12 protein-coding genes are annotated in these 11,277 nt (G+C 66.7%); 3 read left to right on the forward strand and 9 right to left on the reverse strand.

Annotation, left to right across the window (positions count from 1 at the left end):
- Nucleotides 1–25 precede the first annotated feature (25 nt).
- From A5791_RS15210 to A5791_RS15220, 3 genes are read left to right on the forward strand one after another with little or no spacing between them, the layout of a single operon-like run.
- Entirely contained in the window at nt 26–340 is a 315-nt protein-coding gene (locus tag A5791_RS15210) for a putative quinol monooxygenase (protein WP_067238151.1), read from the forward strand.
- Entirely contained in the window at nt 340–1,167 is an 828-nt protein-coding gene (locus tag A5791_RS15215; protein ID WP_067238153.1) for a mycofactocin-coupled SDR family oxidoreductase, read from the forward strand. The genes A5791_RS15210 and A5791_RS15215 overlap by 1 nt, the downstream gene beginning before the upstream one ends.
- Nucleotides 1,168–1,169: 2 nt before the next feature.
- Nucleotides 1,170–2,042 carry an SAM-dependent methyltransferase gene (locus A5791_RS15220; protein WP_067238158.1) on the forward strand — a complete coding sequence of 291 codons (873 nt, stop codon included), beginning with the start codon at nt 1,170–1,172 and terminating at the stop codon, nt 2,040–2,042.
- Between the two features lie 175 nt (nt 2,043–2,217).
- Here A5791_RS15220 and A5791_RS15225 read toward each other — a convergent pair whose 3' ends face one another.
- The 9 genes from A5791_RS15225 to thyA all read right to left on the reverse strand — a co-directional run.
- Nucleotides 2,218–3,894, reverse strand: a complete 1,677-nt coding sequence (locus A5791_RS15225) for a ribonuclease J (RefSeq protein ID WP_067238161.1) — start codon at nt 3,892–3,894, stop codon at nt 2,218–2,220.
- A 30-nt stretch (nt 3,895–3,924) separates the two neighbouring features.
- Nucleotides 3,925–4,827, reverse strand: coding sequence for a 4-hydroxy-tetrahydrodipicolinate synthase (dapA, locus tag A5791_RS15230; RefSeq protein WP_067238164.1), 903 nt, complete (start codon nt 4,825–4,827; stop codon nt 3,925–3,927).
- A 118-nt stretch (nt 4,828–4,945) separates the two neighbouring features.
- The gene (thyX, locus tag A5791_RS15235; protein ID WP_067238237.1) at nt 4,946–5,698 is read right to left on the reverse strand and encodes an FAD-dependent thymidylate synthase; all 753 of its coding nucleotides are present in this window, start codon (nt 5,696–5,698) and stop codon (nt 4,946–4,948) included.
- Between the two features lie 92 nt (nt 5,699–5,790).
- Nucleotides 5,791–6,840 (reverse strand): restriction endonuclease subunit S, encoded by a 1,050-nt coding sequence (locus A5791_RS15240; RefSeq protein ID WP_067238168.1) that lies wholly within the window; start codon nt 6,838–6,840, stop codon nt 5,791–5,793.
- Nucleotides 6,837–8,210, reverse strand: coding sequence for a type I restriction-modification system subunit M (locus tag A5791_RS15245; RefSeq protein ID WP_067238172.1), 1,374 nt, complete (start codon nt 8,208–8,210; stop codon nt 6,837–6,839). Before A5791_RS15245 ends, A5791_RS15240 begins: the two co-directional genes overlap by 4 nt.
- Complete coding sequence (locus tag A5791_RS15250) at nt 8,210–9,436, reverse strand: winged helix-turn-helix domain-containing protein (protein WP_369828076.1); 1,227 nt, start codon at nt 9,434–9,436, stop codon at nt 8,210–8,212. The genes A5791_RS15245 and A5791_RS15250 overlap by 1 nt, the downstream gene beginning before the upstream one ends.
- Before the next feature lie 45 nt (nt 9,437–9,481).
- Complete coding sequence (locus A5791_RS15255; RefSeq protein WP_067238178.1) at nt 9,482–10,183, reverse strand: DivIVA domain-containing protein; 702 nt, start codon at nt 10,181–10,183, stop codon at nt 9,482–9,484.
- Nucleotides 10,184–10,265: 82 nt separating this feature from the next.
- On the reverse strand, nt 10,266–10,760 hold the full coding sequence (locus A5791_RS15260) for a dihydrofolate reductase (RefSeq protein WP_067238182.1): 495 nt from the start codon (nt 10,758–10,760) through the stop codon (nt 10,266–10,268).
- On the reverse strand, nt 10,757–11,277 hold a 521-nt coding region (gene thyA / locus A5791_RS15265; RefSeq protein WP_067238240.1), incomplete at its 5' end, for a thymidylate synthase. The genes thyA and A5791_RS15260, both read right to left, overlap by 4 nt.

An 11,277-nucleotide genomic window follows, 5' to 3' on the forward strand; every position in this document is an offset into this window, starting at 1 on the left:
GCTCGCCGCCACAGGAGGCTCCACTATGCCCGTCGTCGTCGTCGCCACCCTGACCGTCAAGCCCGAGTCGGTCGACACCGTCCGCGACATCCTCACCACCGCGGTCGAAGAGGTGCACGACGAACCGGGCTGTCAGCTGTACTCGCTGCACCAGACCGGCGAGACCTTTGTCTTCGTCGAGCAGTGGGCCGATCCTGAGGCGCTCAAGGCGCACAGCACCGCACCCGCGGTGGGCAAGATGTTCTCCGCCGCCGGCGAGCACCTGGCCGGACCGCCGGACATCAAGATGCTCGAGCCCATCCCCGCGGGCGATTCAAGCAAGGGTCAGCTCCGCCCCTGATGGGCCGGCCGCTGGAAGGTCCGCTCAAGGGCCAAGTCGCCTTCATCACCGGCGCCGCGCGCGGCCAGGGTCGCGCCTATGCGGTTCGGCTGGCGTCCGAGGGCGCGAACGTGATCGCCGTCGACCTGTGCCAGCCGATCGCCAGCGTTCCCTACCCGCTGGGGACTACGGAGGACCTCGCGGCAACGGTCAAGCTCGTCGAGGACACCGGGGCGCGCATCGTGGCCAGACAAGCCGACGTCCGCAACCGCGAATCGCTGGCCGACGCGTTGCAAGCGGGCCTCGACGAGTTCGGTCGCCTCGACATCGTCATCGCCAACGCCGGAATCGCGCCCATGCAGTCCGCCGACGCCTGGGACGACGTCATCGACGTCAACCTCACCGGCGCCTACCACACCGTCGACGTTGCGGTGCCGACGATGGTCGAGCAGGGTACCGGCGGGTCGATCGTGCTGATCAGTTCGGCGGCGGGACTGGCCGGCATCGGCAGCGCCGATGCCGGCTCTATCGGCTACACCGCCGCCAAACACGGATTGGTGGGTTTGATGCGGTTGTACGCCAATCTGCTTGCCCGGCACAACATCCGGGTAAACTCGATACATCCGTCGGGCGTGGACACGCCGATGATCAACAACGAGTTCACCCGCAGTTGGCTCGCCGACCTGGCCGCCGAGGGCGCAGCCCAGGGCAACGCCAACGCGCTGCCTGTGCAGATCATGCAGCCCGACGACATCGCCGACGCCGTCGCATGGCTGGTGTCCGACCAAGCCCGCTACATCACCGGCGTCACCCTGCCGGTCGATGCCGGCTGCGTGAACAAGCGCTGACCATGAGCCGAAACCCAGCCGCGCAGACCGCCTTCGGCCCGATGGTGTTGACGGCCGTCGAGCAGCACGAGCCACCCGGTCAACGCCTGGTCGAGGACGACCTCGCCGAACTGTTCCTGCCAATCCCGTTGCGGCTGCTCGTCCTCGCGACTCGCCCGGCCCGCGTACGGCGCGCATTCATCGGCGCGTCGGAGTGGACCGGCCGCGGTCTGTGGGCCAATCTGGCCTGTCGCAAGCGTTTCATCGGCGACAAGCTCGCCGAGGCGGTCGAAGACATCGATGCGGTCGTGGTCTTGGGTGCCGGATTGGACACCCGCGCCTACCAATTGACGCGACGAATCCGCAAACCGGTCTTCGAGGTGGACCTGCCGGTCAACATCGCCCGCAAGGCCAAAACGGTACGACGGGTGCTGGGCGATCTCCCGCTCTCGGTCCGATTGGTGGCCCTGGACTTCGAGCATGACGACCTGCTCACCGCGCTGGCCGAGCACGGCTACCGGACCGACTACCGAGTCTTCTTCATCTGGGAAGGTGTCACTCAGTACCTCACCGAGGATGCTGTCCGGGCGACGCTGGAAGGGCTGCGCCCCACGGCGCCGGGCAGCCGAATGGTGTTCACGTACGTCCGCCGCGACTTCATCGACGGCACCAACCGGTACGGCACCCGCACCCTGTATCGCTCCGTGCGCCAGCGAAAGCACCTGTGGCACTTCGGGTTACTGCCCGAGGAGGTGCCGGATTTTCTCGCCGGATACGGTTGGCGGCTGCTGGAGCAGGCTGGGCCCGACGACCTGATGCAACGCTACATCCAGCCCACCGGCCGCAAGCTCGAGGCATCACAGATCGAGTGGTCGGCGTACGCGGAGAAGACCTGACGCCACTAGACCTGATGGTGGCGACCCGCCTCGCCCGGCTCCGCCGCGCTCGCGATCGCCACTAGACCTGATGGTGGCGACCCGCCTCGCCCGGCTCCGCCGCGCTCGCGATCGCCACTAGACCCAATGGTGGCGACCCGCCTCGCCCGGCTCCGCCGCGCTCGCGATCGCCACGTCAGACCTCGATGACCGTAGGCACGATCATCGGCTGCCGGCGATACGTCTCACCGACCCACTTGCCGACCGTCCGGCGCACCCCCTGGGCGATCCGGACCGGATCGGTGACGTGGGCGGCCACCAGCGATTCCAGCTCCGCTTCCACCTTGCGCACCGCCGGCTCCAGTGCCTTGGGGTCTTCGGAGAACCCGCGCGAGGTCAGATGCGGCGCGCCGACCGGACGCCCGGTGCCGCGTTCGATCACCACGGTCACCGCCACGAAGCCCGACGACAGAATGAGGCGCTCGCCCAGGGTGATATCTCCGACGTCGCCGGTGATCAGCCCGTCGACGAACATCTTGCCGACCGGCACAGCGCCGGCAATCGAAGCCCGCCCCGACACCAGGTCCACGCTGACGCCGTTCTCCGCCAACAGAATTGACTCCGGCGACACCCCTGTGCTCGCCGCCAGCTTGGCGTTGGCGCGCAACATCCGCCAGGTCCCGTGCACCGGCATGACATTGCGCGGGCGAACCCCGTTGTACAGGAACAGCAGCTCACCGGCATAGGCGTGACCCGAAACATGCACTCGCGCTTGGGCGTTCGTGACGACCCGGGCCCCGATCTTGGACAGCGCGTCGATGACCCCGTAGACCGCCTCCTCGTTGCCGGGGATCAGCGACGACGAGAGCACGACGAGGTCTCCCGCCGTCAGCGTGATGCTGCGATGTTCGCCTCGTGACATCCTCGACAACGCCGACATGGGCTCGCCCTGGGTGCCGGTGGTGATCAGCACCACCTGCTCGGGCGCCATCATCTCGGCGGCGGCGATGTCGATCAGGTCGGAATCGCCCACCCGCAAGAAGCCCAGCTCCCGCGCGATGCCCATGTTGCGCACCATCGATCGGCCGACGAACGAGACCCGCCGTCCCAATGCCACTGCGGCGTCAATGATTTGCTGCACCCGGTCCACGTTGGAGGCGAAGCACGCGACGATGACGCGCCCGTCTGCGCCGCGGATCAGCCGGTGCAGGGTGGGACCCACTTCGCTTTCCGACGGGCCCACCCCGGGGTGCTCGGCGTTGGTCGAATCGCACAGGAACAGGTCCACCCCGGCATCGCCGAGCCGGGACATGCCGGGCAGGTCGGTGGGCCGACCGTCCAGCGGCAGCTGGTCGAGCTTGATGTCACCGGTGTGCAGCACGGTTCCGGCGCCGGTGTAGACGGCGATGGCCAGCGCGTCCGGGATCGAGTGGTTGACGGCGAAGTATTCGCACTCGAACACGCCGTGGCGGCTGCTCTGCCCCTCGGCGACCTCGATGAACACCGGCTTCAGCCGGTGCTCCCGGCATTTCGCGGCCACCAGCGCCAGGGTGAACTTCGAGCCGACGACCGGGATATCCGGTCGCAGCTTGAGCAGAAACGGGATGGCCCCGATGTGGTCTTCGTGCGCATGGGTCAGCACCAGCGCCTCGATGTCGTCGAGGCGGTCTTCGATGTGGCGCAAGTCGGGCAGGATCAGGTCGACACCGGGCTCGTCGTGGGTCGGGAACATCACCCCGCAATCGATGATCAGCAGCCGGCCCAGGTGTTCGAAAACCGTCATGTTGCGGCCGATTTCGCTGATGCCGCCCAGCGCGGTGACCCGCAATCCGCCCGCGGCCAGAGGGCCCGGTGGGACCAGGTCTTCGTTCACTGCCGGGCCGCCGTTTGGATCACTGGCGCCTCACCTGAGCACCGACGCCGCACGCATATCGGCGGACAGCGCGTCGATCTGTTCCGGTGTCGCGGCTACCTGCGGAAGCCTGGGATCACCGACCTCGATTCCCTGCAGCCGCAGTCCCGCCTTGGACAATGTCACTCCGCCCAGCCGGCTCATCGCGTCGCACAGCGGCGCCAGGGTGTTGTTGATCTTGCGCGCGGTGGCGACGTCGCCGGATTGGAAGGCGGACAACAACTCTCGCAGCTGGCCCGCGGCCAAATGCGAGATCACGCTGATGAAGCCGATTGCACCCATCGCCAGCCATGGCAGGTTCAGCGCGTCGTCGCCGGAGTAGTAGGCCAGCCCGGTTTCGGCGATGATCTGACCGCCGCTGTGCAAGTCGGCCTTAGCGTCCTTGATGCCGACGATGTTGGGGTGTGACGCGAGCGCGCGAATGGTGGCAGGCTCGATCGGCACCACCGACCGCGGGGGAATGTCGTAGAGCAGCACCGGGAGCTCGGTGGCGTCGGCGACGGCGGTGAAATGCGCCTGTAGCCCGGTCTGCGGCGGCTTTGAGTAATAGGGCGTCACGACCAGCAGCCCGTGTGCGCCTTCGGCCGCACAGGCCTTTGCCAACCGGACGCTGTGCGCGGTGTCGTAGGTGCCCGCCCCGGCGATGACGCGGGCCCGGTCGCCGACCGCCTCCAGCACGGTCCGCAGCAGGAGCAGTTTCTCGTCGTCGCTGGTGGTCGGCGACTCGCCGGTGGTTCCGGAAACCACCAGGCCGTCGCAGCCGGCGTCTACCAGGTGCTTCGCCAGACGCGTCGCGGCGGCGGTGTCGACGGATCCGTCGGCGCCGAACGGTGTGACCATCGCGGTCAGTAGGGTTCCCAGCCGCGCTGGGGCGTCGAATCCGACGGTAGTCACGGTTCCCAAGATTACCCGGCGGGGCCAAATTCGTTTTCGGCAGCGCGAGCGTGCGTGTTCGTACCGGGACACGCCGCCGGGACCGTACATTCGCGCACGCTCGCGGTCAGCACGCCGCTCAGGCTTCGGTGGCGAAAGGGCTGGTGGCGACTTCGGTGCCGTCGGCAAGCGTGGATACCTCGAAGTCGGCGAACACTGCCGGCGCGACGCCGACGAGCTGGCGCAGGCACTCGATGGCCAGGTGACGAATTTCCACGTCGGCGTGCTCGCTGGCCCGCATGGCGATGAAGTGCCGCCATGCCCGGTAGTTGCCAGTCACGACGATGCGGGTTTCGGTGGCGTTCGGCAGAACCGCGCGCGCGGCCTGACGGGCCTGCTTGCGGCGCAAAAGCGCGTTCGGCTGGTCGGCGAACTTTGCCTCCAGCTTGGCCAGCAATTCGGTATAGGTGGCGCGGCTGACGTCGGCGGCGGCGGTCAGGATCTCCGTCAGCTCCGGGTCGTCCTCCATTCCCGGCGGCACCACGACCTTTGACTCTTTTTCCGGGACATAGCGCTGCGACAGCTGCGAGTAGGAGAAGTGCCGGTGCCGGATCAGTTCGTGTGTGCAGGAGCGCGAGATACCGGTGATGTAGAACGAAACGGTCGCATGCTCGAGCACCGAGAAGTGTCCGACGTCGATGATGTGCTTGATGTAGCCGGAGTTGGTCGCGGTCCTGGGATTGGGTTTGGACCAGCTCTGATAGCACGCCCGGCCGGCGAACTCGGTCAGCGCCTGGCCGCCGTCGGCGTCCGTGGTCCACGGCACGTCCGGCGGCGCCAGGAATTCCGTCCTGGCAATCAGTTGCACCCGTAGCGGCGCGGTCTCGGCCACGGCGCTCACCTTAACCGCCGACCAGCGGTCGAGCCTGCGCTGGTGGCGCCGAGCCTGCGTACGGGGTGGGCATTGAGTCGCCGCCGACGCCCTCAGTGCAGGGTGACCTCACCCGACGTCAACAGCGGCAGCGTCGCCTCCCGGAAGGCGGACAGCCGGATGGATTCGGCGCGTCGCGCCTGACACAGCCGGCCCAGGTCGGTGAGCGACCGCGATGCCGCACTGGACAGCCGCCTTACGTCCCGCACACGAACCTCCAACAGATCACGCGGCCGGACGCGCTGACGACTTCCGGACGTCCCGGCGACCTGCTGTTGCAGCGATTGCGAAACGCCGGGCTGTCGAACGGCGGCCCACAGCGCCGAGGTGTCGACAGCGATGGGCCGCAGCACGACGAACTCCGTACTCGCCAAGGCCATTTCCGGCGGAAGGCTGACCACATTCCACGTTCGTGGTGTGTTGGGATTCAGCTTTGCGAACAGCACACACGGCGCCGTCAACAAAAACTTGCCGCTCTTCACCGACGTACCGCCAACGAGCGCGGGTGTCGCGCCGTCGTCGAAAGCCGCAAAGCTGAAGTGCGCGACTGTGCGGTCGAAATCCTCAGGGTTGACGAACGCCGTCGACCGCGCCGCCAGGCTGGACAGCGGCACATGATCGGAGACTGACGCGGCGATGGCCACCATCAGGGCCTCGGCAGCGGCGATCACGCGCCGGTTGGCGGCTATTTTGTCATCCAGGGAGCCGAGTAGCTCGGCAATTCGCCGGCGCTCCCGCGTCGGGGCGGCCCGAACAGAAATGTCGCAAAGGATTCTCTTGTTGAGCAGCGACTGCCCGGATCCGGTTCGATGCTCGTTGAGCGCGCAGGTCTGCATGGCGTAATACCAGTAGCGGGTCTCCTCGGGGTCCTTCGCCCGGCAAGCCAGCGCGTTGTCGGTGACCCAGACATCGAATTCGCAGTAGTGCATGCTGCCGCAATACGATCCGACGCGGCCGAGCACAATGAGCGGACCACGGGAATTGCGTTGCGCCGCATAGCCGATGGGCCCGTTGGAGCCGTAGACGGGAAAGCGCCCGGTCGATCGTCGCTCCGGCGGCGCGGATCCGGCGCAGAAGTCGAGGTGGTCCCCCAGTCTTGTCACGCGCGCTCCAGCTGCTCGCGCACCAGCTTGTCCAGCGATGCGGATTCGTCGAGGGCCGCCAGCAACTCCTTCTTCAACTGGGCGATTTTCTCGGCCACGGGCTCGCCGTCGTCCTCAGCCGCAGCGGCTCCCACATAGCGTCCCGGTGTAAGCACGTAGCCCGCGGCCCTGATCTCGTCCAGCGTCGCCGTCCTACAGAAACCCGGAATATCTTGGTAGGCAGGGCCTTTCGTGTAACCGCGCCAGGAGTGGTAGATCTCGCCGATCCGGGCAACCTCGTCCCGTGTCAGCACGCGCTCCGTCCGGTCCACCAAATGCCCGAGGCTGCGAGCGTCGATGAACAGCACCTGGCCGGACCGCTCGATCTTGTTCATGTCGAAGAACCACAGGCACACCGGAATTCCGGTGCTACGGAAAAGCTGGCCGGGCAGCGCCACCATGCACGACACCAGATCCGCCTCGACGATCCGCGCGCGAATGTCCCCTTCCCCGCTGGCGTTCGACGACATCGAGCCGTTCGCCATCACTACGCCGGCCTTACCGTCCGGCGACAGTTTGGAAAGAATGTGCTGAATCCAGGCGAAGTTCGCGTTGCCGGCGGGCGGAATGCCGAAGCGCCAACGCGGATCTTGCTCGTCGCGGGCCCAATCCTTGATGTTGAACGGCGGATTGGCCAACACGAAGTCCATCTGGACGCCGGAGTGCCGGTCGTCGACAAAGGTGTCGCCTCGAACCAGACCGGCATTGTCGATGCCATGGATGGCGAGGTTCATCTTCGCCATTCGCCAGGTCTCCTCGACGCTCTCCTGCCCGAAGATCGAGACGGCCTGCGGGTCTCCATCGCGCTCGACGATGAATTGCTCGGTCTGCACGAACATCCCGCCCGATCCGCAGCACGGGTCGTACACGCGCCCGCTGGCTGGTTGGAGGACCTCGACGATCACCTGCACGACGCTGGGCGGGGTGAAGAATTCGCCCCCCCGCCGTCCCTCCGTGCGAGCGAAGTTGCCGAGAAAGTACTCGTAGACCTCACCGAGCAGATCATGCGCGCGCCGCGGGCCAGGACGGTTCAAAGGCGCGTTGTCCAGCAGCGCGACCAGCTCGCCGAGGCGGCGTTGGTCGACATTTGCGTACAGCTGCGGCAGCATTCCGGCCAGCGCGGGGTTGCCCGCCATCACCGCCCGCATCGACTGGTCGATCAGTTGACCGATGTTGGCGGCTTTGGCGTTGTCCCGCAACGACTTCCAATGTGCGTCGGACACGTATTGCAGGAACACCAACCCGAGAACGACGTCCTTGTACTGGCTGGCAGGTAGCGAGCCGCGCAGCTTGTCCGCCGCCTTCCACAGCGTGTCCTTGAGATCGTTCATCAACCGGCCCGCTTGGCTGCCGTTCGCAGGTCGGCGGCCAGATCGCCGCGGCCGGCCACACTGACCCGGCCCAGGCCCAGCCAGGACGCCATCGTGTCCAGCTCGTTGCCCAGCGCCGCCGCTACCCGGGCCCGCGGTATGTCTGGCTCCCCGAACGCACCCACCACGCGCAGCGCGTCCGCGGCGCGCTCGGCCTTGAGGTCAACACGCGCGACGAGCTGTCCGTCCAGCAGGAAAGGCCACACGTAATAGCCGTATTGGCGCTGGCTCGCGGGCACGTAGATCTCGATGCGATAGGTGAAGTTGAACAGCCGTTCCACTCGCGGCCGGAAGAAGATCAGCGGGTCGAACGGACACAGCAGCGCGGTGCCGCGGTCCAGCCCGGGCACGCTGCGGCCGGCTCGCAGATACCCGGGCGCCGGCCAGCCGTCGACGTCGACTCGCTCGACCTCACCGGCGGCCAGCAGCTCGGCGATGGCCGGCTTGACCTGCTGCGCCGACAGCCGGAAGTAGTCGCGGATATCGGCCTCGGTGCCGACGCCCAGCGAGGTGGCTGCGCGCAGGGTGAGCTCGCGCACCGCTTCGTCGTCGTCGACGTGACGGGCCAGCACTGCCGGTGGCAGCACACGTTCTGCCAAGTCGTAGTGGCGGGCGAAACCGACCCTGGTGGCCGTGGTAAGCACCCCGGATGCGAACAGCGCCTCGGCCACCCACTTGGTGTCACTGCGTCCCCACCAGGGGCCTTTCCGTCCCCGCGGCTCGGCTGACAGGTACGCCTCTATCTGTCCGGCGGTACTGGGTCCGAGTTCGGTGACAGCGGCGACGATCTCGTCGGCGAGCTTCAGGTTGGCCTTCACAATGTGGGCGCCCCAGCGGCCGTACCGGTATTCGCGCATCCGCCAGCGCAGCAGCGGCCAGTCGTCGACGGCCATCAGCGCGGCCTCGTGCGCCCAGTACTCCGCCAGCAGGCGGCCCGGAGCCGGGCCCCAAGCCGCCCGGTCCAGCACATCGCGGTCATACGGGCCGAGCCGGCTGAACACCGGCGCGTAGTGGGCGCGCACCGCCACCGACACCGAATCCAATTGCAGCACTTGGATGCGCGCGATCAGCCGCTTCAGATGCGCACGAGTGATCGGGCCGTTGGGCCGCGCCTCGCTAAATCCCTGGGCCGCAACTGCTATCCGTCGGGCCTGCTCGCCGGTCAGCCTGCGGTTCCGGGTCGACACGGCGCTGAGATTACCGGCCGTGTCCGACACCAACCGGCCGCGAGATCAACCCGTACCGACTTTCTCGTCCAACGGCACCACTGAATTCGTGTCGGCTGCGTTTTTTGCCTCGTGGTACGCGGACTCAAGAGCGGCCGGAACGGCATCCAGGTCGCGGTACACACCCATCAGCTGCTCGAGGACCTTGATGCGTTGCTGACGTGCCTCGGCCACCGCACGCTCAGCCTGCTCACGATAGAGATCGGTCTCGCGCCGGGCGTCCTCCCAGGCCTGATCGATCTCCGACTGAGTTTTGGCCCGCATACCGGCCAGCTCGGCGTCGAGCTTTTGCTTGGTTTCGCCATACTCGGTTTCGAGGGCTTTCAGCTGCGCGGCCATGTCCGCCAGCTGCTCTTCGTGCTTTCGCTGCGCGGCTTCGGCCTCGGCCTCGGCCTCGGCGATCAGCGCCTCTGCCTCGGCGCGCGCCTCCGCCTGCATCTCGGCAGCCTCGTCGACCGCACGCCGCAGCATCTTCGCCATCCGCTGTTGCACCGCGTGTGGCGACGGCGAGGTGTCCGTCAGGACGGCCACCTCCCTCCGCAACGCATCTACTTCGTCGCGGGACTCTTTCAACCGGGCTCTCAGGCTCTCGACGTCGTCGCGCAGCAACTGCTGCTTGGTGCTCAACATCTCGATGTGCGCATCGACCGCAGCCGGGTCGTAGCCCCTGAATGTACGAGTGAACGTCTTTGTGGGTTCGGTTATCACCGACAAATCCCCCTTCCGGAAAAGCTCGTGGACCCCATGAGACCGACCCCTGTCGAGTATGTCAGGTGCCGCCGGTTACGGCTCATGCACGAAGGTAGCTATGAAACCGGTATCGCAGTCCTGAGCGGCTGACCTGCCACTCGCCCGTCTCACCCAGCCACGCTTCGTCGAGTACCGGGGCCAGCGCGTCCTCGTCGTCGCGTGGTAGGTCGATGTCCACCTCGGTGACCTCACAGCGGCAGGCCCGCGGCAGCGCGAGCGCGTAGATCTGGCCCCCACCGATCACCCAGTTCTCGGGCTCGCTTGAGCAATTCGACATGGCCTCTTCGAGTGAACCGGCCACCTCTGCGCCGTCGGTGGTGAAGTCCGCCTGGCGGCTCAGTACGACGTTCCTGCGGCCGGGCAGCGGCCTGTTCCTGGCCGGTAGGGAGTCCCAGGTTCGCCGGCCCATCACCACCGTGTGGCCCATGGTGAGTTGTTTGAAGCGGACCAGGTCCTCGGGCACCCGCCACGGAATGTCGCCGCCGCGACCGATCACACCGGACGTGGACTGCGCCCAGATCAGGCCGACGCTCATACAGCGACGGGCGCTTTGATCGCCGGGTGCGGATCGTAGTTCTTGACGATGACGTCGTCGTAACTGTAGTCGAAGATCGAATCCCTTTGAGCCAGAACGAGTTCCGGATACGGACGCGGTTCACGACCGAGCTGGATCCGAACCTGTTCGACGTGGTTGTCGTAGATGTGGCAGTCGCCGCCGGTCCAGATGAACTCACCGACTTCCAAACCCGCCTGGGCGGCCATCATGTGGGTTAGCAGCGCATAGCTGGCGATGTTGAACGGCACTCCGAGGAACAGGTCGGCGCTGCGCTGGTAGAGCTGACAGCTCAGTCGTCCGTCTGCGACGTAGAACTGGAAGAACGCGTGACACGGCGGCAACGCCATCTGCGGGATTTCGCCGACGTTCCAGGCCGACACGATGATGCGCCGAGAGTTCGGATCGGTGCGCAGCAAATGCAGCGCAGCGCTGACCTGGTCGATGTGATCACCGGACGGCGTCGGCCAGGATCGCCACTGCACACCGTAAATTGGCC

Source organism: Mycobacterium sp. 852002-51163_SCH5372311 (assembly GCF_001667115.1).
In the GTDB taxonomy this organism is placed as follows: domain Bacteria; phylum Actinomycetota; class Actinomycetes; order Mycobacteriales; family Mycobacteriaceae; genus Mycobacterium.